Source organism: Amycolatopsis echigonensis (genome assembly GCF_002846615.1).
Classification (GTDB): Bacteria; Actinomycetota; Actinomycetes; order Mycobacteriales; family Pseudonocardiaceae; genus Amycolatopsis; species Amycolatopsis echigonensis.
Window position 1 is genome coordinate 7,068,267 of record NZ_PJMY01000003.1, and the last position, 19,808, is coordinate 7,088,074.

21 protein-coding genes are annotated in these 19,808 nt (G+C 71.8%); 13 read left to right on the plus strand and 8 right to left on the minus strand.

Annotated elements, in window-relative coordinates; all coding sequences use genetic code 11:
* Window positions 1–112 precede the first annotated feature (112 nt).
* From ATK30_RS38435 to ATK30_RS46635, 7 genes are all read left to right on the plus strand, one after another.
* Window positions 113–1,747, plus strand: coding sequence for a carbamoyltransferase family protein (locus tag ATK30_RS38435; protein ID WP_101439625.1), 1,635 nt, complete (start codon window positions 113–115; stop codon window positions 1,745–1,747).
* 20 nt (window positions 1,748–1,767) lie between these two features.
* The gene (locus ATK30_RS38440) at window positions 1,768–2,328 is read left to right on the plus strand and encodes a D-sedoheptulose-7-phosphate isomerase (protein WP_101439626.1); all 561 of its coding nucleotides are present in this window, start codon (window positions 1,768–1,770) and stop codon (window positions 2,326–2,328) included.
* Window positions 2,325–3,704: a D-glycero-beta-D-manno-heptose 1-phosphate adenylyltransferase gene (gene rfaE2 / locus ATK30_RS38445; protein ID WP_101439627.1), complete on the plus strand. Its 1,380-nt coding sequence runs from the start codon at window positions 2,325–2,327 to the stop codon at window positions 3,702–3,704. Before ATK30_RS38440 ends, rfaE2 begins: the two co-directional genes overlap by 4 nt.
* A gap of 18 nt (window positions 3,705–3,722) precedes the next feature.
* The gene (locus tag ATK30_RS38450; protein ID WP_101439628.1) at window positions 3,723–4,409 is read left to right on the plus strand and encodes an SDR family oxidoreductase; all 687 of its coding nucleotides are present in this window, start codon (window positions 3,723–3,725) and stop codon (window positions 4,407–4,409) included.
* Window positions 4,410–4,491: 82 nt separating this feature from the next.
* On the plus strand, window positions 4,492–5,430 hold the full coding sequence (locus tag ATK30_RS38455; RefSeq protein ID WP_101439629.1) for a glycosyltransferase family 9 protein: 939 nt from the start codon (window positions 4,492–4,494) through the stop codon (window positions 5,428–5,430).
* Entirely contained in the window at window positions 5,423–6,859 is a 1,437-nt protein-coding gene (locus ATK30_RS38460; protein ID WP_101439630.1) for a UDP-glucose dehydrogenase family protein, read from the plus strand. Before ATK30_RS38455 ends, ATK30_RS38460 begins: the two co-directional genes overlap by 8 nt.
* Window positions 6,783–7,322, plus strand: coding sequence for a flavodoxin family protein (locus ATK30_RS46635; protein ID WP_244194971.1), 540 nt, complete (start codon window positions 6,783–6,785; stop codon window positions 7,320–7,322). The genes ATK30_RS38460 and ATK30_RS46635 overlap by 77 nt, the downstream gene beginning before the upstream one ends.
* Before the next feature lie 120 nt (window positions 7,323–7,442).
* Here the strand turns inward: ATK30_RS46635 and ATK30_RS38470 are convergent, their stop codons facing one another.
* The 3 genes from ATK30_RS38470 to ATK30_RS38480 are packed head-to-tail and all read right to left on the minus strand — an operon-like array spanning window position 7,443 to window position 10,995.
* A complete protein-coding gene (locus ATK30_RS38470) occupies window positions 7,443–8,519 on the minus strand; it encodes an NAD-dependent epimerase/dehydratase family protein (RefSeq protein ID WP_101439632.1) in 1,077 nt (358 codons plus the stop codon).
* A gap of 32 nt (window positions 8,520–8,551) precedes the next feature.
* Complete coding sequence (locus ATK30_RS38475) at window positions 8,552–9,628, minus strand: FUSC family protein (protein ID WP_101439633.1); 1,077 nt, start codon at window positions 9,626–9,628, stop codon at window positions 8,552–8,554.
* Window positions 9,625–10,995, minus strand: a complete 1,371-nt coding sequence (locus tag ATK30_RS38480; protein WP_101439634.1) for an aldehyde dehydrogenase family protein — start codon at window positions 10,993–10,995, stop codon at window positions 9,625–9,627. Before ATK30_RS38480 ends, ATK30_RS38475 begins: the two co-directional genes overlap by 4 nt.
* 248 nt (window positions 10,996–11,243) lie before the next feature.
* Here ATK30_RS38480 and ATK30_RS38485 point away from each other — a divergent pair, with 248 nt between their 5' ends.
* The 4 genes from ATK30_RS38485 to ATK30_RS38500 all read left to right on the plus strand — a co-directional run bounded on the left by ATK30_RS38485 (window position 11,244) and on the right by ATK30_RS38500 (window position 15,917).
* Complete coding sequence (locus tag ATK30_RS38485; protein ID WP_101440783.1) at window positions 11,244–12,482, plus strand: IS110 family RNA-guided transposase; 1,239 nt, start codon at window positions 11,244–11,246, stop codon at window positions 12,480–12,482.
* 129 nt (window positions 12,483–12,611) lie between these two features.
* Complete coding sequence (locus tag ATK30_RS38490) at window positions 12,612–14,072, plus strand: HAD-IIIA family hydrolase (RefSeq protein ID WP_101439635.1); 1,461 nt, start codon at window positions 12,612–12,614, stop codon at window positions 14,070–14,072.
* The gene (locus tag ATK30_RS38495; protein WP_101439636.1) at window positions 14,069–15,070 is read left to right on the plus strand and encodes a glycosyltransferase family 9 protein; all 1,002 of its coding nucleotides are present in this window, start codon (window positions 14,069–14,071) and stop codon (window positions 15,068–15,070) included. Before ATK30_RS38490 ends, ATK30_RS38495 begins: the two co-directional genes overlap by 4 nt.
* Before the next feature lie 22 nt (window positions 15,071–15,092).
* Entirely contained in the window at window positions 15,093–15,917 is an 825-nt protein-coding gene (locus tag ATK30_RS38500; protein ID WP_101439637.1) for an SDR family oxidoreductase, read from the plus strand.
* On the opposite strand, the gene ATK30_RS38505 is transcribed toward ATK30_RS38500, so the two are convergent.
* The 3 genes from ATK30_RS38505 to ATK30_RS38515 form a co-directional block, all read right to left on the minus strand.
* The gene (locus tag ATK30_RS38505) at window positions 15,914–16,333 is read right to left on the minus strand and encodes a DUF4383 domain-containing protein (RefSeq protein ID WP_101439638.1); all 420 of its coding nucleotides are present in this window, start codon (window positions 16,331–16,333) and stop codon (window positions 15,914–15,916) included. The two genes, ATK30_RS38500 and ATK30_RS38505, sit on opposite strands and share 4 nt — an antisense overlap.
* A gap of 70 nt (window positions 16,334–16,403) precedes the next feature.
* Complete coding sequence (locus ATK30_RS38510) at window positions 16,404–16,775, minus strand: hypothetical protein (protein ID WP_312877726.1); 372 nt, start codon at window positions 16,773–16,775, stop codon at window positions 16,404–16,406.
* A 61-nt stretch (window positions 16,776–16,836) separates the two neighbouring features.
* The gene (locus tag ATK30_RS38515; protein ID WP_101439639.1) at window positions 16,837–17,193 is read right to left on the minus strand and encodes a hypothetical protein; all 357 of its coding nucleotides are present in this window, start codon (window positions 17,191–17,193) and stop codon (window positions 16,837–16,839) included.
* A 73-nt stretch (window positions 17,194–17,266) separates the two neighbouring features.
* On the opposite strand from ATK30_RS38515, the gene ATK30_RS38520 reads away from it, so the two are divergent.
* On the plus strand, window positions 17,267–17,650 hold the full coding sequence (locus tag ATK30_RS38520; RefSeq protein ID WP_158242557.1) for a DUF2267 domain-containing protein: 384 nt from the start codon (window positions 17,267–17,269) through the stop codon (window positions 17,648–17,650).
* 10 nt (window positions 17,651–17,660) lie between these two features.
* Here ATK30_RS38520 and ATK30_RS38525 read toward each other — a convergent pair whose 3' ends face one another.
* Complete coding sequence (locus ATK30_RS38525) at window positions 17,661–18,041, minus strand: ArsR/SmtB family transcription factor (RefSeq protein WP_101439641.1); 381 nt, start codon at window positions 18,039–18,041, stop codon at window positions 17,661–17,663.
* A gap of 114 nt (window positions 18,042–18,155) precedes the next feature.
* Here ATK30_RS38525 and ATK30_RS38530 point away from each other — a divergent pair, with 114 nt between their 5' ends.
* The gene (locus ATK30_RS38530) at window positions 18,156–19,292 is read left to right on the plus strand and encodes a cation diffusion facilitator family transporter (protein ID WP_101439642.1); all 1,137 of its coding nucleotides are present in this window, start codon (window positions 18,156–18,158) and stop codon (window positions 19,290–19,292) included.
* 19 nt (window positions 19,293–19,311) lie between these two features.
* Here the strand turns inward: ATK30_RS38530 and ATK30_RS38535 are convergent, their stop codons facing one another.
* Complete coding sequence (locus tag ATK30_RS38535) at window positions 19,312–19,797, minus strand: GNAT family N-acetyltransferase (RefSeq protein WP_101439643.1); 486 nt, start codon at window positions 19,795–19,797, stop codon at window positions 19,312–19,314.
* Window positions 19,798–19,808: the final 11 nt, after the last annotated feature.

Genomic DNA, 19,808 nt, shown 5'->3' on the forward strand with positions numbered 1-19,808 from the left:
TAGCGACGTCCTGGGCTTTTCCGGTTGATTCGTTTATCCCCGACTTCGCCGGGTAGTGCTTCCGGGACAGCGGACCGCCGGGGTCCGCGCCGGAGGAGAAGGGGGTGAGCGGGTGCGCTTCCTGGGAATCAACGCGGTGTTCCACGACCCCGCCGCCGCGCTCGTCGTCGACGGCCGGATCGTCGCGGCGGCCGAGGAAGAGCGCTTCAGCCGGCGCAAGCACGGCAAACAGGCGGTGCCGTTTTCCGCGTGGGAACAACCGGGGCAGGCGGCCCGCTGGTGCCTGGCGCGGGCCGGGCTCACCGCGGCGGACCTCGACGCGGTCGGGTTCTCCTACGATCCGGACCTGGTCGAGCCCGGCCTGGCCGGACACGACCCCAGCGGCGAGGAACTGCGGACCGAATTCGCCCGCCGCGCCCCGAAATTCCTCGCCAGCGAACTGTCCGGACTGGACCAGAAGAAAGTCCGGTTCGTCCGGCACCACGTCGCGCACGCCGCGTCGGCCGCGCTGGCCGGACCGCCGGGCGACTCCGCGGTGCTGGTCGCGGACGGCCGCGGCGAAAGCACGTCGTACCTGGCTGGCGAATATCGCGACGGACGGTTCAAAGAGCTTGCCGCGCAGAAGCTTCCGCATTCGCTCGGCCTGTTCTACGAGGACCTCACAGAACATTTGGGCTTCGCCCGGTCGAGCGACGAATACAAAGTCATGGCGCTGGCGTCCTATGGCGGACCAGTGCATCTCGACTATCTCCGCGAGCGCGTCTACGTGACCGGTGACGGGGGATTCCGCACCGAGCCGATCGACTGGTCCGCACTCGCCCCGCGTTGTTCTCCTGGCGAGGAACTGACGCAGCGACACGCTGATCTGGCGTCCAGTGTCCAACGGGTGCTGGAGGAAGTGCTCCTCGATCTCGCCCGCTGGCTGCACGACCGGACCGGGCAACGGACGCTGACCTTGGCCGGGGGCATCGCGCTCAACTGCGTGGCCAACACCCGGCTGCACGCGGAAAGCCCGTTCGAATCGGTCTGGATCCAGCCTGCCGCCGGCGACGCCGGGACCGCGCTCGGCGCGGCCCTGCAGCTGGCTGCCGACGCGGGCGAACGCATCGAACCGATGTCCGATGCCGCACTCGGTCGCGAGTGGACCGACGACGAGCTGGAATCCGTGCTGCAGAAGGCGAAACTGGACTACGAACGTCCGGACGACGTCTCGGCCGCGGTGGCGGAGGCGCTGGCGGACGACCAGATCGTGGCCTGGTTCCAGGGCCGTGCCGAATTCGGCCCGCGTGCGCTCGGGCACCGCTCGCTGCTCGCGCACCCCGGCCGCGCCGGGAACCTGGAGCGGCTCAACGACGTGAAGGGCCGCGAACAGTTCCGCCCGGTGGCCCCGATGGTGCTCGCCGACCGCGCGGCGGAGATCTTCTCGCGCGGCCCGTTTCCCAGTCCCTACATGCTTTTCGTGCACGACGTCGCGGACGCGTGGCGCGAGCGGCTGCCCGCGGTGACCCATGTGGACGGCACCGCCCGGGTGCAGACCGTCGACCCCGCCGACGATCCGCGGACCGCGCGAGTGCTTTCCGGATTCGCGGAGCGGACCGGGCTTCCGGTGGTCGTCAACACGAGCCTGAACACCGCGGGGCGGCCGATGGTCGATTCTCCGCGCGACGCGTTGGAGTGTTTCGGTTCGGCTCCGGTGGATGTTCTGGCGTTGGGGCCGTTCGTGGTCCGGCGTCACCGGAACCGCTGATTTTTCGAGGAGGTGCCGTCATGGCAGACCACTTCGCCGAATTGTGTTCGGCCGCGCAGCGCATGCGTTTCGCCACCCCGCGGATCGCCGCGTGGGGAACCTACCTGGCCGGTGTTTTCGAGAACGGCGGGCGGTTGCTCGCGTGCGGCAACGGCGGGAGCGCCGCCGAAGCGCAGCATCTGACCGGCGAACTGGTGGGCCGCTTTCGGCGCGAGCGCCGTCCGTTGTCCGCGATCGCGCTGCATGCCGACACCTCGGCGCTGACCGCGATCGGCAACGACTACGACGAAGCCGAACTGTTCGCCCGCCAGGTCCGCGCACACGGACGGCCCGGCGACGTGCTCGTCTGCCTGTCGACCAGCGGCACCAGCCAAAACGTCGTCGCGGCGGCGAAGACGGCGCACGAGATGGGCGTGACCACCTGGGCGTTCACCGGACCCGCGCCGAACCCGCTCGCCGCGCTGTGCGACGACGCCGTGGCGGTCGACGCGCCGAGCGTGGCCACGGTGCAAGAACTGCATCTGGCGTTGGTGCACGCGCTGTGCGAAGCCTTGGACGACGCGCTCGGGGTGCCCGCGTGAAGCCGCTCGTGGTGGTCGGCGACGTGTTCCTCGACGTGGACGCCGAGGGCGTCGCGGAGCGGCTCTGCCCGGACGCGCCCGTCCCGGTGGTCGACGTGACCCGCCGGTGGCTGCGGGCCGGAGGTGCGGGTCTCGCCGCGCTGCTGGCGGCCCGGTCGACGGCTGAGGTGGTCCTCGTGACCGCACTCGGCGAGGACCGTTCCGCCCGTACGCTCGCCGGGTTGCTCGAACCCGAAGTGACGCTGGTGCCGATCCCGCTGAAGGGGAGCACCGTGTCGAAGACCCGGGTCCGCGCGGCCGGGCAATCGCTGGTGCGCTTGGATTCCGGCGAAGGAACCGCGGCCGCCGACGTCTTGCCGGACCGGGCGGAGCGCGCGTTGCGCGGCGCCGGGGCGATCCTGGTGGCCGATTACGGCCGGGGCATCACCCGGAATCCCCGGCTGCGGGAGGTGCTGACCGAACTGGCGGCCGAGATTCCGGTGGTGTGGGACCCGCATCCGCGCGGTGCCGAGCCGGTGCCGGGCACGCGATTGGTGACGCCGAACGCCAGCGAGGCCTCGGCGGTGGTGCCGGACGCACTCGAGATGCCGGGTCTGCTGCGGGAACGCTGGGACGCCGGAGCGGTGGCGGTGACGGTCGGCTCCCGGGGCGCCTTGGTGGACGACGGCAAATCGGTGCGGCGGATTTCGGTGCCGGAAGGCGCTCAGGTCAGCGGTAGCGCGATGGATACTTGCGGCGCCGGAGACCGCTTCGCGGCGGCTGCGGCGGCCCGGTTGCTGGACGGTGCTTCGGTGGTGGAGGCGGTGCGCGTCGCGGTCGAGGCGGCAGCTCGGTTTGTCGCCGCGGGCGGGGCCAGCGCACTGTCCATTGAGGAACGACGAGCAGCCGAGTCCAGTGAGGACTCGCGGACGCCGGATTTCGCCGCGGGCAACGCGTTCGCGGTCGCGGAACGCGTCCGCGCGGCCGGCGGGCGGCTCGTCGCGACGGGCGGGTGCTTCGATCTTCTGCACCCAGGGCACGTCAGCCTGCTGCGCCAGGCGCGGGCGCTCGGGGACGCACTCGTGGTGTGCGTGAATTCGGACAGTTCCGTGCGCCGGCTGAAAGGCCCGGGGCGTCCGCTGCTGTCCGCGCAGGACCGGGCCCGCCTGCTGACCGCGCTGTCCGTTGTGGACGCGGTGGTGATCTTCGAGGAATCGTCCCCGGTCGCGATCCTGGAACGGCTGCGGCCGGACGTCTGGGTGAAGGGCGGCGACTACGCCGAGGCGGAGCTGCCCGAACGGACGGTGGTGCAGCGGTACGGCGGCGAGGTCGTGCTGGTGCCGACCCTGCCCGGCTATTCGACGACGAGGCTGGTCGCCGCCGCGGCCGGCCAGTGAAGCTTCGAGGGGAGTCTGATGCGTTCTCTTGGCAACGTTCTGATCACCGGCGGCGCGTCCGGCCTCGGCGCGGCGACGGTCGAGGCGGTCCGCGCCGAAGGCGGCACCCCGTGGGTGCTCGACCGCGCCCGGCCCGCCGACGGCGTGGAATTCGTGCAGGTCGACCTCGCGGATTCCGCCGCGGCCGAGGAAGCCGTGCGCGAAGTGGCCGAAAGAGCCGGCGGACTCGACGGCGTGGTGACCGCCGCGGGAATCGACGCGTGCGGTCCGCTCGGCGAGGTCCCGGCCAAGGACTGGGAGCGGGTCGTGCACGTGAACCTCCTGGGCACGGTCGCGGTGGTGCGCGCCGCGCTGCCGTATCTCGAGCAGTCCCACGGCCGGATCGTCACGGTGTCTTCGACGCTCGGCATCAAGGCCGTGAGCGACGCGACCGCTTACTGCGCCTCGAAATTCGGCGTGGTCGGTTTCACCCGCGCACTGGCGGCGGAGCTGGCCGGCCGGGTCGGGGTGACGCTGCTCGTGCCCGGCGGGATGTGGACCCGCTTCTTCGACGACCGGACGGAGCAGTACCGCCCGCCCGCGGACGCGAAGCTGAACCGGCCGGAACACGTCGCCGGGACGGTGGCGTTCGCGCTCGGCCAGCCGCCGGACGCGGAGGTGCGGGAACTCGTGGTGTGCGCGTCGGAGGAGGGGTCGTGGCCATGAGCCTGCTGGGCCAGCAGCCCGAGGCACCCGGCGTCGAGCGGCCAGAACCCGCGGTGTGCGCGTCGGCGGAAGGAACCCGGCCATGAGCGTCCTAGCTCTGCGCGCCCTGGGAATCGGCGACCTGCTCACCGCGGTCCCGGCACTGCGCGGCCTGCGCCGGGCGCACCCGGAAGAACGGCTCGTCCTCGCCGCGCCCGAATGGCTCCGGGACCTGGTCGACCTGGTCGACGCGGTGGACGAACTGCTCCCCACTCCCGGGCTCGGCGCGTTGCACTGGCCGGGACCGCCGCCGCGGCTGGCGGTCAATCTGCACGGCAACGGGCCGGAGAGCATCCGCGACCTGATGGCCGTCCTGCCGGACACGCTGCTCACGCACCGGAATCCGGCGGTCCCGGAGATCCCGGGCCTCGACTGGACCCCGGGCATCCACGAGGTCGACCGCTGGTGCCGGCTGATCGAATACGGCCAGTGCCCGGCCGACCGCCGGGACCTGCGGATTTCGCCGCCGCCCGGGCCGAGTCCCGCGCCGGGCGCTGTCGTCGTGCATCCGGGCGCGGCGTTCCCCGCCCGGCGCTGGCCGCCGGAGAGGTTCGCGGAGGTGGCGCGCGACCTGGCCGCGGCCGGACATCGCGTGGTGATCACCGGGGCCGCGGCCGAACGCCCTCTCGCGGAAGAGGTCGCGGCCCGCGCCGGGCTGGGCGCGGAGGCGGTGCTCGCCGGACGCACCGGGTTGGCCGAACTGGCCGCGCTCGTGGCCGAAGCCGCGCTGGTGGTGTGCGGAGACACCGGTGTCGGCCACCTCGCCACGGCTTTCGGCACGCCGTCCGTCCTGCTGTTCGGCCCGACGCCCCCCCGCTGCTGGGGCCCGCCGCCGGACGTTCCGCAGCACGTCGTGCTGTGGGTCGGCGACGTCGGCGACCCGCACGGCACCGAACCGGATGCCGGGTTGTTGTTGCTGAGCACGGAACGCGTGCTGGCGGCGGCTCAGTCGGTACTGCGCGAGGGGGTGCCGCATGGCTGAACGGATCGGCGTACTCGGAGCGGGCTACGTCGGGCTGACGACGGCGGCCTGCTTCGCCGCGATGGGGCACCAAGTGTCCACTGTAGACATCGACGAGGCCAAGGTTTCCCGGCTGCGGGCCGGTGACGTCGACCTCGCCGAGCCAGGGCTGGCGGAACTGGTCGCGGACGGGCTTCGCTCGGGCACGCTGACCTTCTCCGGAGAGGTCGCCGCGGTCGCCAGGTCGACGATGGTGTTCCTGTGCCTGCCGACTCCGCCGGGCGAGGACGGCACGCCGGACCTGCGCGCGCTTCGCAGCGCTCTCAGCGACCTCGGGCGCGTGCTCGCACCGGGCACGATCGTGGTGACGAAATCGACCGTGCCGGTCGGGACCGCCCAGCGGATCCCGGAGTACCTCGGCCGCGCGGACCTTCCCGCGGTCAGCAATCCGGAGTTCCTGCGCGAAGGCCATGTCGTGCACGATTTCCGGTGCCCGGACCGCGTGGTCGTCGGCTCGGATCCGCCGGATTCGCCCGCTGCGGACCGGGTCGCGCAGCTCTACGCGCCGACCGAATCCAGGGTCGTGCGCACGAGCAGCGCGAGCGCCGAACTGGCCAAGTACGCCAGCAACGGATTCCTCGCGGTGAAGGCGTCGTACGCGAACACCCTGGCCGAACTGTGCGAACAGTGCGGCGCGGACGTGCGCGACGTGTCCGCGGTGATGGGCCTCGACCCGCGGATCGGGCCGCACTTCCTGGCTCCCGGCCCGGGCTGGGGCGGATCGTGCCTGCCGAAGGACGCCAGCGCGCTGTTGCGGGCCGCGGATTCGGCAGGCGTCGAATTCGGCCTGCTGCGCGACGCGGTACGGGTGAACGCCCGGCAGCGCACGCGAATGGTCCGCGCGATCCGGACGGCGGCGACCGGTCGTCCGGACGGTCCGCTCGACGGCGTCCGCATCGGCGTGCTGGGGCTGGCGTTCAAGGCCGGCACCGGCGACGTGCGGGATTCCCCGGCGGTCGCGGTCGCGGCCGAACTGGTCCGCCAGGGCGCCGAGGTCACCGCGTACGACCCGGCGGTCCAGTCCGAAATGGACGGAGCCACCGTCGTGGACGATCCCTATCTGGTCGCGAAGGACGCGGCCGCGCTGGCCGTTCTCACCGAATGGCCGGAATTCCTCGACCTCGACTGGCGCCGGCTCGCCGAAGCGGCGGACCGGCCGGTCGTGGTCGACACCCGCAATCTGCTCGACCCGGACGTGCTCGCCGAAGCCGGGTTCGCCCGGATCGGCGTCGGCACTCCCGTGGAGGTTCCTGATGCGTGTTCTCGCCCTCGGCTGCACCCTCAAGCGCTCGCCGGACCGCTCCAGCAGCGACCTGATCGCCCGGCAGCTGCTCGACCTGTTCGCGCGGCGGGGCGTGCCCGGCGAACTGGTCCGGGTGGCCGACCATGACGTGCGCCCCGGCATCGCGACCGACCTGGGCGACGGCGACGAATGGCCGGAGATCCGGCGCAAGGTCGCGGCCGCGGACATCCTGCTGATCTCGACGCCGACCTGGGTCGGGTACATGTCGAGCATCGCGCAGCGGGTCGTGGAACGGCTCAACGCCGAGCAATCCGAGACCGACGACGAGGGCCGCCCGGGGATGTTCGGCAAGGTCGGAGTCGTCGCGGTGGTCGGCAACGAGGACGGGGCGCACAAGATCACCGCCGATCTTTTCCAGTCGCTGAACGACATCGGCTTCACGATCCCGGCCCAGGGCGGCACGTACTGGAACGGGGAAGCCATGAAGGGCGGCGATTACCAGGACCTGGACGAGACGCCGGAAGCGGTCGCCTCGACGAACGCGACGCTGGTCCGGAACGCGGTGCATCTGGCGGAGTTGCTGGGGAAGCAGCAGTATCCGGCTTCGTGACGCGGATAGGCCGGGCTGCGGTGGGCAGCCCGGCCTAGCGCCTTACGGTGCATCCGTCAGGCTGCGGCGAGCGCGGGTTGACCAGTCCGGCTGGAATGCGCACTCCAGCCGGGCCAGGGCTCACGGCTGCTGCCCGATCCCGGTCGCGATCTCGTGCCCGCGGTGCTTGTCCGGCGCGAGCGGCGGGGTGTCGCCGCCTTCGCCGTGGCGGAGGCCGCGCAGGAATTCCTGCACCGTCTCCTCCGCCGACCGCACCGGATGCCAGTCCAATTCGGACCGCGCCCGCGACGTGTCCATCACCGGCAGCCGCAGCACGGTGTCGAACAATCCGGGCGTCGCGGGCACGAGATGCATCCGCCACGCCGCGGCGAGCGCGGGTTTGACCAGTCCGGTCGGGACTCGCACCAGCCGCGCGCGCAGCAGCCGGGCCAGCAGACCCGGGTCGACCACGGGATCGGTCGCGATGTTGAACGCACCGGACACCGGGCGCAGCACGCAGCGCCGGATCGCGTCGGCGAGGTCGTCGGCGTGCACGACCTGGAAGCGCAGGCCGGGGATGTCCGGCACGATCGGCACCCGGCCCGGCCGGAGAAGACTGCCTGGCACGAACGGCCCGGCGAACAACCGCCGCTGCTCGGTCGAGGCCGTGCGCTGGAAGACGAACCCGGGCCGGACCCGCACTACCCGGATCTCCGGATGGGCCCGCTCGAAGGAGTCCAGAAGCCGCTCCACGTAAGCCTTTTCGCGCGGGTACGCCGCGCCGGGCCAACCGTGGGTCGGCCAGTCCTCGGCGACCGGAAGGTCGTCGGCAGCGGGGGAGTAGGCCCCGACCGAGGACGCCACGACCAGCGTCGACACGCCAGCCGCCGCGGCGGCCTCGAACACCCGGAGCGAGCCGCGGACGTTGGCCTCCCACGTGAGATCCGGGCGATGGGTCGGCTGGAAAAGCCACGCGAGATGGACGACCGTGTCGACATCGCGCAGCACGGGAGTCAGGTCATCGCGCGCCACGTCGACGCTGACGTACTCGGTCTTGGGCGGCGGCATGCCCGACAGACGCCGCTCGATGCCGGTGATCGCCGCGACGCCGGGATCGGCTGCCAGCGCGCGCACGGTGGCGGTGCCGATGTTGCCGGTCGCCCCGGTCACCGCGATCCGCTGCGGAGGCAGGGAAGCCGGTGGGGTCTGTGCACTCATTGCCCCCGGGTACCCGTCGCGTGCAGGGCCAATCAATGCTGGTCGAGCTGGCGCAGCAGGCGGCGCACCGGCAATGCCATCGCGCCCAGCCCGAGCGTCGCCTTCACCCCGTCCTGCGACGAGACCAGCCGGTCTTCCACCTGGCAGACCAGCGACCGGCACCGCTCCAGGTCCGGCTCGCGGTCGGGGTTCGCGGCCACCCGCACCGCCTCCGCGAGTTCCTTCAGCAGCTCACCCAGCGCTTCGCGGGCCCGCGGCCACGGATAGACGAACGGCTCCCGCCCCTCAGAGGTCGTGCGCACCGCCTCGACCAGCTGCTCGACCGGCGGCCACAACGCACTCAGCGTCTGCAGACAACGCTCGTACTGCACCCCCGAATGCCGGCTTCGCTTGCGCAGATTGAGATACCTGCCTTCGCGGGTAAGCCCGGACGCGTCGTCGGCGGCCCGGGCGAGACTGCGCACGTCGCTGATCCGGCCGAGCCATCCGTCCAGGTCTTCCGGCGGCTCGTCGCTGCGCACGAGTTCGGCGGTGTCCTCCAGCAGTCCGGCGAGCGCGTCGGCGAGCCGATCGGCCGCCGCGGCGACCCGCTCGCCGTACAGCGGCGGGAAGACCAGCACGTTCACCGCCAACCCGATGGCGGCGCCGAGCGCGGTCTCCAGCAGCCGGTCGCCGAGGAGTTCCGAACTCCGCGCGGTCCCGTAAGTGACCAGCAGCATCCCGGTCACCCCGACCCACACGCCGGAGCTGCCGAGCCTGCGCCACGAACCCACCAGCAACCCGACGAAGACGACGAGAGCCAGCGTCACCGTCTGCTCCGGCACCAGCTGCGACACCCCCGCGGCGAGCAGCACGCCGAGCGTGACCGAACCGACCTGCTGCGCCCAGCCGAGCAGGCTCCGGTAGACGGTCGCTTCCACGAGGAAAACCGCCGCGTAAGGCGAGAGGAACGGCTGGGACAGCCCGATCACCTGTGTCGCCAGCAGCCAGGCGGCCACCGCGGCGACGGTCGCCTTGCCTGCCTGCAGCGCGGTGCGCCGTTCGCTGCCGGGCACGCGGATCGCGCGTGCCGCCCAGCCCAGCGGCGTGCGATCGAGTCGGGGCCTCACGCGCGTACGGGCGCGCCCAGGTGGACGAGCTTCGTCTGGGTCATTTCGTCGAGCAGTTCGGGCCCGTAGCCATAGCCGGACCCGCTGCCGCGCCGCGGATGGGCCGCGCCGCCGGGAGCGCCCCCGAAGACGGCGTTGACCTTGACCGTTCCGACAGCCAGCTCCCGCCACGCGTGCTGCGCGTGGTCCATCGACGCGGTGAGCACGGTCGCGGCGAGTCCGTAATCGTCGTTCGCGGCCTCGGCCAGGCCGTGGTCGAAGGAGTCCACCACGCATACCGGCGCGACCGGGCCGAAGGTTTCCTCGCGCAGCACCCGCATGTGGCTGGTGCATCCGGTGAGCACCGTCGCCGGGTAATGCGCGCCCGGTCCGGACGGGATCTCGCCGCCGGTGCGGATCTCGGCGCCCATTGACACCGCGTTCTCCACATGGGAATGCACGTGGTCGCGGTGCCGGGTGTCGACGAGCGGCGCGAGTGTCTTCTCGCGCGCGATTGCGACGAGTGCTTCGGTGAATGCCTCGGCTATCGCGCGGTGCACGTAGATCCGTTCCACCGCAACGCAAATCTGCCCGGAATTCGCGAACGCGCCGAGCGCGGCCTGCTCGGCGGCCCACTGCGGGTCGACATCCTCGTCCACCACGAGCGGGTCGTTGCCGCCGTTCTCCAGGAGCGCCTTCGCCCCGGTCGCGGCCGCGCTTGCGGCGATCGACCGGCCGGTGGCGGTGCTGCCGACGTGCGCGAGAACGTCCACATCGCTCCTCGCGGCCAGCACCGCGCCGATCCGGCCGTCTCCGTGCACGGTCTGCAGCACGCCTTCGGGGAAAACGCCGGCGACGACTTCGCCGAACAGCGTTCCGGTGTGTGGGCACCGTTCGCTCGGCTTGTGCACAACGGTGTTTCCGGTGGCGACGGCCGCGCCGATGAGCCCGCACGAGACGGCGACCGGGTCGTTCCACGGCGTCAGCGCGACGACCACTCCGCGCGGCTCTGGAACCATCAGGTCGGTGGCCGCGAAGTCCCCGAGAAGGCTGCGCCCGCGATGCACCGGACCCAGTTCGGCGTACTGGTCGAGCGTTCCGGCACCGGCGAGCACCCCGGCCTTGGCCTCGTCGAGCGGACGGCCGGTTTCGCGCCGGTTGATCTCGGCCAGGTCGCCGGCGTGCGCGCGCAGCCGGTCGGCGGCGGCCCGCAGCGCCGCGCCGCGTTCGGCGGCCGGGGTCCGGCCCCAGCCGGGCTGGGCCCGATGCGCGAGGTCCAGCGCGGCGTCGAGTTCGTCCGGGCTGGCCATCGGGACCGAGCCGACCGGGCTGCCGTCGGCCGGGTCGGTGATCGCGAGGGTGGCGGCCCGGTCGTCGAGCGTGGTCACTAGTGCACCCTCTTCCGTGCAGGTCCCCCGATGGGGCTTGTGGTAGGAACTAGGCGGAAGCCGGGGTGACGGCCTCGTGTGGTTGCCCTTCGAGGGCCTCGATGACACTGCCGCCCCCGGCTTCCCCGGAACCGCGAAGCGATGACAAAGGGACGCGCCGTAGAGCGCCGGTTAGTGACCACTCTGCTGTCGGTTCCCTCGCCCCCGCCTGGCTCCTGCCCTGAAGCACGAGCAGGAAGGCGAATTTGTTGTCGCAGCAGGACGGGCAGTTGTTCTTCGTCGGGATCGACTGGGCCTCGGCCGAGCACTCCGTGTGCGTGCTGGGCCGGGACGGCCGCAAGGTCGCCGCGTTCACGATCGCCCACACCGCGGCCGGGTTCGCCCGGCTGGCCGCCCGGCTGGGCAAGCACGCCCGACCGCAGGACATGCCGGTGGCGATCGAACGCCCGGACGGACGCCTGGTCGACGCGCTGCTGGAAGCCGGGCACCCGGTCATGCCGGTCAAACCGAACGCGATCAAGACCTGGCGCGAGTCCGAAGTCCTCTCCGGCGCGAAGTCCGACCCCGGAGACGCGCACGTGATCGCCGACTACCTGCGCGTCCGCTTCCGCCGCCTGCGCCCGGCGGCGCCGCTGTCCGGCCGCACCAAGGCATTGCGCGCGGTCGTACGCACCCGCGGCGACCTCGTCGCCGCCCGCGTGGCCGCGGTCAACCAGCTCGCCGCTGTGCTGGACGCGCATTGGCCCGGAGCCAAGGCGATCTTCGCCAAACTGGAATCGTTGATCGCGCTCGCGTTCCTGACCCGCTGCCCGACCGCCGCATCCGCGGCGAGGCTGACCGAAAAACAACTGGCCGCGTTCTGCGCCAACCACGGCTATTCCGGCAAGAAACCCGCCGCGGTGCTGCTGGCCCGGCTGCGTTCGGCACCCGCCGGAACGCTCGATCCTGTCGTGTCCGAAGGAATCCGGGACGCGGTGCTGGCTCAAGTCGGCGTGATCACCGCGCTCAACACCGCGATCAAGAACCTGGACCGCTCCATCGCCGAGAAGACCGGCGCCCACCCCGACGGCGAGATCTTCCGGTCCTTCCCCCGCGCGGGCACCGTCAACGCCGCCCAGATCCTCGCCGAATGGGGCGACGCCCGCGAGGTCTTCGACCACCCCGACGCCATCGCCGCACTGGCCGGGATCACTCCCGTCACCAAAGCATCCGGCAAACAACGCGGCGTCTCGTTCCGCTGGGCCTGCAACAAACGCCTCCGCGTCGCCATCACCACCTTCGCCGACAACAGCCGCCACGGCAGCCCCTGGGCAGCCGGCATCTACAACCGCGCCCGAGCCTCCGGCAAAGACCACCCCCACGCCATCCGCGTCCTCGCCCGCGCCTGGGTTCGGGTCATCTGGCGCTGCTGGCAGAACGGCACACCCTACGACCCAGCCCTGCACGGCAGCGCCCGCCAAAGCACGGAACAACAGGCCGCAGCCTGATTCTGATCTTGGGGTTGACACAAAGGGTGTCATCGCACCTCCTGGTAGTCGGTCGCGCTGCGGGTACCCCGGTGCACGCGCTGTCATGCCTCCCGTTTGCCTGCGCGGAGGCGGGGTAAACCGGCCCGGGTGAACACTTTCCCGGACTACACGGTGGTGATCCCGACCACCGGACGCCCCGCGCTGCGCACCCTGCTGGACACGCTCGCCGCGGCCGAAGGCCCCGGACCGGCCGAGGTGATCGTGGTCGACGACCGTCCACAAGGGACGCCGCTGGAGGCGCCCGAGGGCGTCCGGGTGCTGCGTTCGCACGGCCGGGGCCCGGCCGCCGCGCGCAATGCCGGCTGGCGGGCGGCGAAGTCCGAGTGGATCGCGTTCGTGGACGACGACGTGGTCCTCGCCGCGGACTGGCCCGCCCAGCTGGCCGCCGACCTGGCCCGGCTGCCGCCGGAAGCCGCCGCGTCGCAGGCCCGGATCGTGGTTCCGCTGCCGGACGACCGGAAACCCACTGACGACGAACGCGGCACCGCCGGGCTGGAAACGGCGCGCTGGATCACCGCGGACATGGCGTACCGGCGGGCCGCGCTGGTCGAGTCCGGCGGTTTCGACGAACGATTCCCGCGTGCCTTCCGGGAAGACTCCGACCTGGCGCTGCGCGTCGTGCTGAAAGGACACCGGATCGAGCGCGGCGAGCGGGTCACGACCCATCCAGCGCGCCGTTCGGGATTTTTCGCCAGCGTACGAGCCCAACGAGGCAACGCGGACAACGCGCGAATGCGGTACAAGCACGGCGTCCTATGGCGGCAGCGAACCGGCGCTGGCAGCGGAATGCTGGGACGGCACGCGCTGACCGTCGCAGCCGCCGTCGCGGCGCTCGCGCCCGGGAAGCGTCGCCTCGCACTGGCGGCCTGGGCCGGATTGACCGGAGCCTTCGCCGCGCAACGCATCCGTTCCGGGCCAACCACGCCCGGCGAGATCGCGCGCATGCTCGTGACGAGCGTGCTGATCCCGCCCGCCGCCTGCTATCACCGGCTCCGCGGGGAAATCGACGCCCGCCGTTCGCTTACGCCGCAAGCAGTGCTGTTCGACCGCGACGACACGTTGATCCACGACGTTCCTTACCTGGCGGACCCGGAGCAGGTCCGGCCGGTCGACGGAGCGGTCGACCTCGTGCGGGAGCTCCGGCGGAAGGGCGTCCGGGTCGGGGTCGTGAGCAATCAGTCCGGAGTCGCGAAAGGACTGATCGAACCGGGTCAACTGAGCGCGGTGAACGCTCGCGTGGACGAATTGTTCGGGCAGTTCGGCACCTGGCAGGTCTGCCCGCACGACGCCGGCGACGGCTGCGGCTGCCGCAAACCGTCCCCGGAACTCGTCCGGCGGGCGGCGAAGGAACTGCAGGTCGATCCCGCGCGGTGCGTCGTCATCGGCGACACCGGCGCGGACGTCGACGCGGGGCTCGCCGCCGGGGCGCGTGCCGTGCTGGTTCCGACTGCGCGCACTCTGCCCGCCGAAATCACTCGCGCCCGACGGGAAGCGCTGGTCGCGCGAGATCTCCAGGACGCGCTGCGACAGGCGGGGGTCGTCAGGTGAAGCGCGTTGTGGTGGCCCGGCAGGACAATCTCGGCGACGTCCTGCTGGCGGGCCCGGCGATCCGGGCGATCGCCGCACAGGCCGAGCACGTCACGCTCCTGGCCGGACCACATGGCGCCGCGGCCGGGGAACTGCTGCCCGGCGTCGACGAAGTACAGGTTTTCCGCGCGCCGTGGATCGACCCCGATCCGCCGCCGCTGACCCGCCCGTCCGTCGAGGCCCTCGCCGAACAGTTGACCGGTTTCGACGCGGCCTTCGTGTTCACGTCGTTTCACCAGTCGCCGTTGCCGCTCGCGCTGGTGTTGCGCATGGCCGGGGTGCCGTGGATCGGCGCGATCTGCGACGACTACCCGGGCAGCCTCCTCGACCTGCGCCACCGCGTACCGGGGGATCCGCCGGAGGCGCTGCGCATGCTGTCGCTTGCGCAAGTCGCCGGGTGTTCGCTGCCGTTCGGCGACGACGGGCGGCTCGCTGTCCGCCGTCCGCTGCCGGATGTCTCCGCGCTGACCGGAATCGGCGACTACGTCGTGGTGCACCCCACGGCCTCGGTACCGGCTCGCAGCCCCTCCCCGGTCCACAGTGGACGGATCGTGGACGCGCTGACCGAAGCGGGACACCGGGTGGTGGTGACCGGCGCGAAGCCCGAGGGGATGACCGCCGACGTCGACCTGAGCGGCCGCACGACGCTGCCCGAACTGGCCGCGGTGCTCGCCGGGGCCGAGGTCGTCGTGGCCCCGAACACCGGTCCGGCGCACCTGGCCGCCGCGGTCGGGACTCCAGTGGTGTCGCTGTTCGCGCCGGTGGTTCCCGCGGCGCGCTGGGCTCCGTTCGGGGTTCCGGCGGCCTTGCTCGGCGACCAGCACGCGCCGTGCCGCGGCAGCCGGGCCCGGACCTGTCCGGTCCCCGGACATCCGTGCCTGGACGGCATCGACCCGGCCGAAGTGGTGGCCGCGGTGGCCGAACTGGCCAAGAGACCGAGCCGGCAGGCAACCGCTTGAACCGCACAGGAAAGGAGAAGAGATGGTGGACCCAGCACCGTTGCCCGAAGAGGCCGACGGGCCGCGCACCGCGATCGTGACCGGCGCGGATTCCGGCATCGGCCGCGCGGTGGCCGTCGCGCTCGCCGGCGGGGGAGTGGACGTCGGAATCACTTGGCACACCGATAAAACCGGTGCGGAGGAGACCGCGGCCGAGGCGCGCGAGCAGGGTGTGGCCGCGCCCGTGCGGCAGCTCGACCTGACCGACCTGCCCACGGCGGCGAGCGCCGTCGACGAGCTCGCGGACGAGCTGGGCGGCGTCGACGTGCTGGTGAACTGCTCCGGGACCGGCAGCAGCGAACTCGCGATGGACATGGACTTCGACACCTGGCGCGGCGTCGTGGATGTCGATCTGCACGGCGTTTTCGTGTGCTCGCAACGCGCTGCGCGGCACATGATCGACGCCGGCCGCGGCGGCCGGATCATCACGATCACCAGCGTCCACGGACACGTGCCCCGGGTCGGAGCGGCCCCGTACTGCGCGGCGAAAGCCGGTGCCGGCGCGCTGACCCAGGTGCTCGCGCTCGAACTTGCCGAGCACGGGATCACGGTCAATTCGGTGGCTCCCGGCGAAATCTCCACGCCGATGACCGGACAGACCGACGTCGACCCGCGCGATCAGGAGCGTCCCGGAATCCCCTTGGGCCGCCCCGGACACGCCCGTGAAGTCGCCGCGGCGGTGGCTTTCCTGGCCACCCCCGCGGCGGGGTACATCACGGGCTCGTCCCTGGTCGTCGACGGCGGGCTGATTCGCATGGGCGCCCAGGCCGGGACAGTCTTCCCGGACAACCGGTGGCGTCGCCCCTAAGCCCGTTCTTCGCGGGCTGTGCTGCCGCTGAGCGCGACGACCAAGGCGACGAGCGCGGTCAGCCCGTGCAGCCAGTTGTCCGCCCAGTTGAGGTTCACCGGGTCGTCGCGTGCGGTGCTGAACGCCGTCGCCAGAATCCCGTACGCGGTCAACCCGGTGAACGCCACGAACAGGACCCAGCAGTACGCGACCGCGCCGGAAAGCTTGCGCGCGGCCAAAAGACCGAGGAGACCCAGTGCGGTGTGGACGATGTTCAGCACCGTGCTGGAACTGAACAGCCAGACGACCCGCGAGGTGTCGTGCCCGCCGTGGGCGGTTTCCGGCACGAAGAACCCGGCGACGCCCAGCACGAGGTAGACCAGCCCGAGCACGGCGACGACCGGACGGGCCCAGGAACGGGTGGTGACCGTCGGCATGGGGACTCCTTTCCGTTTCGGCCGCTGGCCGTACGCGGCTTTTTCCGTTGTCGTGCGCCAGGTTTCCGGGCTACTCCTCGCGAAGCGATTTCGCGACGGAACCGCCGGCCTCGTCCGCCTGTTCCCCCGGATCCGGGTCCGCGCGGCGCTGCGGAAGATCCTCGTCCGGAGCCGCGGCCCGGGCCGCCTCCGCGCGGGCGAGCGTCTCGTCGTCGGGCGGGTTCGGCACCGGCTGGACGTCCGGCCGCTCCTCGGCGAGCCTGCGGCCGAGCGGCTCGCCCTCGCGCGCCTCGGCGGGCGTCGGGGCCTGCTGGGCCACCGGGCTCCAGCGTTCCGGCGGTTCGACACCGGCTTCCAGCGGGTCGACCCGCAGCTCGTCCTCGTCGAGGGATTCGGACTGATCGAGCGTTTCGGGCTCGGCCGGATCGAGGTCGGGCATCATGCTCCCTTCTCGCTGCAGCGCTTTTCTGGCGGGTACCCGCCTGGAACGGGACAAAACGGCGTCAGGCGGCGGCGAGATCGCGGATCGCGGTCTGCGCCTTCTGGATTTCCTGCCCGACCAGGAGCGCGGTAAAGCGGGCGACCGAAATGCTGTGCGCCGCCGAGGCGACCGCGTCGCAGGCTTCCTGCGGGTCGTCCGAATGATGCCGGACGCGCCCGGCGAGCAAGGCGTCCTCGAGCTGGCCGCACAGATCGGGAAGGAGTTCCGAGAGGTCGTCGGCGAGGAGGCTCAGCAACCCGAGCGTCCGGTAGAGGTCCGCGGGTGATTCGTAGCCGCCGGCACCGGCTTCGCGACGGAGCCGGCGCAGCGCGGTCTGCGCCTGCTCGGCCGGTGCGGGAGACGTCGCTGAATGGTCCATGGGACGGCAGATACCCGGTGGTGGCACGGCTAACCGGACGATTGCGGACGGCCGCGCCGGGTATCCGGGAGCAATGGACGAGATCGTCGAACTGATCCGGAGGCGGGCCTGTCTCGCGGAAGCGCGCGACGCCGAACGCGCCGCGCACGCGGTGCTGCGGACGCTGTCCGAGCGGATTTCCCCGGAAGCGGCAGCAAGCCTCGCCGTGCAGCTTCCGGCCGAGCTGGCGGAAGACCTGCGCCCGGGCGGCGGCGCCGGGGAACGCTACGAGCTGGAGGACTTCGTCGGGCGGATCGCGGAGCGCGAGAACCTGACCGAGCCGGAGGCCGTGCACCGCGCCGGAGTGGTGCTGGACGTGCTGGGCCGGGAGACGGTGCAGGTGGCGGACGAGGTCTGGAACGTGCTGCCGGAACCGTTGCGGCGCCTGGCGGAGCCGGACCGGCTCGGAGCCGCCTGACGCGGCTGGCTCAGGCGTTCCGCACGCGGGGCCGGTGCGGCTGGGAGTGGCCGCCGGGTTCGGCCGGGATGTCGCGGTCCACGTGGTCGGCGTGGTGCAGCGCCTGGGCCAGGAGCCCGCGGACGTGCTCGTCGGCGGCGGAGTAGTACACGAACGTCCCCTCGCGACGGCCCTTCACCAGGCCCGCGAGCCGGAGCTTGGCCAGGTGCTGGCTGACCGCGGTCGGCGCGGCCCCGGCCAGTTCGGCGAGGCAGGCGACCGACGATTCTCCCTGCAGGAGCGCCCACAGCACCTTGATCCGGGTCGGGTCGGAGAGCAGGCGGAAGCTTTCCGCGGCCAGGTGGACCTGCTCGTCGGAAGGCATGTCGAAGTCCGGCAGGGAGGTGTGCATGCCCCGATGCTACCGGGCCTGGTCGACTATCTGCGCATCTGCGCAGGTATGCTGGAATGAGGCCGGTGCGTTCGCCCGGTTCGCGAGAGGTTTCGAGCATCCGGGAGTGTGCTGATGACTGAGCCGCGTCGGGATCGTCCGCGGGCCGCGGACGGTCGCGGTCCTGCGCATGGGCAGGACGCCGGGGCGGGCGACGGGCACGGGCATGGTCCCGGCGCGTCCGGCCCTGGTCACGGCCACGGCCACGGGCATGGCCATGGGCACGGTCATGGGCATGGCCACGCTGAGCCCGCGACCTGGCGGGACCGTGTCAAGCACTTCTTCACCCCGCACAGCCACGACAGCGCCGACCGCCTCGACACCGCCCTGGAAACCAGCCAGCGCGGCATCCGGGCGCTGATCTGGTCGTTCGCCGCCCTGTTCGGCACCGCCGTCATCCAGCTGGCGCTGGTCGCGGTCACCGGCTCGGTAGCCCTCCTGGGCGACACCATCCACAACTTCGCGGACGCTCTCACCGCCCTGCCGCTCGGCATCGCTTTCGCGCTCGGCCGTCGTGCCGCGACCCGCCGCTACACCTACGGCCTGGGCCGCGCCGAAGACCTGGCCGGCGTCGTCGTGGTGCTGATCATCGCCGGATCGGCCGCGCTGGCCGCGTACGAAGCGATCGACCGCCTGCTGCACCCGCACCCCGTGCAACAGCTCTGGGTGCTCGCCGCGGCGGGTGTGGTCGGGTTCGCCGGAAACGAACTCGTCGCCCGGTACCGCATCACCGTCGGCCGCGAAATCGGCTCCGCCGCCTTGGTCGCGGACGGCTTGCACGCCCGCACCGACGGCTTCACCTCGCTGGCAGTGGTGCTGGGCGCGATCGGCGTCGCCCTCGGTTTCCCGGCCGCTGACCCGGTGATCGGGCTGTTGATCACTGTTGCGATCCTGTTCGTCCTGCGCGACGCGGCCAAGGAAGTCTTCCGGCGGCTGATGGACGCCGTCGACCCGGCGACCGTCGAACTGGCCGAGGAGACGGCCGCGGCGGTGCCCGGGGTGGAGGGCGTCCGCGAGGTTCGGATGCGCTGGATCGGCCACAGCCTGCGCGCCGAACTCGCCGTCCAGGTGGCCAACACCCTCACCGTGGTGCAGGCGCACGAACTGGCGCACAGCCTGGAGCACCAGCTGATCACCACAGTGCCCCGCCTGACCGCGGCGGCGGTCCACGTCGAACCGGCGATCGGGGCGGAGACCGCGCATATCTCGTGATTGCTGTGGACGAGCGAGATCACAGCGGTGCCTGCAGGGTGACTTCGAACGGGGAGAACCCGCTTCTGCGATAGAAACGAATGGCGGATTCGTTTGCCGAATACGCTGTGACGCTGGCTTGCTGTGCACCGGATTCCCTGGCCCACGCGAAGAATTCCTCCGTCAAGGCCGTCGCGACACCGGTTTCGCGGTGTGCGGGGTCGACGCGCAGGCTCTCCAGCACGCCGACCACTGTCCCCGGCCGGAGCGGGTCGGCGCGGCGGATCCGGCCGATCAGGTGGCCGATCGCGGAGCCCGCGGCCGGAAGCGCCAGAAGGCACAGCGAATCCTCGCGGCGCACGAGATCCGCGAAGTAAGCAAAGCCTTCGCGGCGCGGCCAGGAGAGATCCAGCGACGGATCCCGCCGCCCGCCGTCCTCGGCGAAGAGAGCTGCCGCCGAGGCGACGAGCTGCGGTACGTGCCGCGAGGTGGCCCTTGCGGTCCGTGAAGGGCTCCTTGAGGGAATTAGATTCCCTC

Bases quoted from the DNA above. Each gene is read 5' to 3' on its own strand.
- ATK30_RS38440 (WP_101439626.1), top strand. From the start codon at position 1,768: ATGGCAGACCACTTCGCCGAATTGTGTTCGGCCGCGCAGCGCATGCGT.
- ATK30_RS38530 (WP_101439642.1), top strand. From the start codon at position 18,156: ATGACTGAGCCGCGTCGGGATCGTCCGCGGGCCGCGGACGGTCGCGGT.
- ATK30_RS38470 (WP_101439632.1), bottom strand. From the start codon at position 8,519: ATGAGTGCACAGACCCCACCGGCTTCCCTGCCTCCGCAGCGGATCGCG.
- ATK30_RS38460 (WP_101439630.1), top strand. From the start codon at position 5,423: ATGGCTGAACGGATCGGCGTACTCGGAGCGGGCTACGTCGGGCTGACG.
- ATK30_RS38515 (WP_101439639.1), bottom strand. From the start codon at position 17,193: ATGGACCATTCAGCGACGTCTCCCGCACCGGCCGAGCAGGCGCAGACC.
- ATK30_RS38510 (WP_312877726.1), bottom strand. From the start codon at position 16,775: ATGATGCCCGACCTCGATCCGGCCGAGCCCGAAACGCTCGATCAGTCC.
- ATK30_RS38500 (WP_101439637.1), top strand. From the start codon at position 15,093: ATGGTGGACCCAGCACCGTTGCCCGAAGAGGCCGACGGGCCGCGCACC.
- ATK30_RS38505 (WP_101439638.1), bottom strand. From the start codon at position 16,333: ATGCCGACGGTCACCACCCGTTCCTGGGCCCGTCCGGTCGTCGCCGTG.
- ATK30_RS38455 (WP_101439629.1), top strand. From the start codon at position 4,492: ATGAGCGTCCTAGCTCTGCGCGCCCTGGGAATCGGCGACCTGCTCACC.
- ATK30_RS38520 (WP_158242557.1), top strand. From the start codon at position 17,267: ATGGACGAGATCGTCGAACTGATCCGGAGGCGGGCCTGTCTCGCGGAA.
- ATK30_RS38450 (WP_101439628.1), top strand. From the start codon at position 3,723: ATGCGTTCTCTTGGCAACGTTCTGATCACCGGCGGCGCGTCCGGCCTC.
- ATK30_RS38525 (WP_101439641.1), bottom strand. From the start codon at position 18,041: ATGCACACCTCCCTGCCGGACTTCGACATGCCTTCCGACGAGCAGGTC.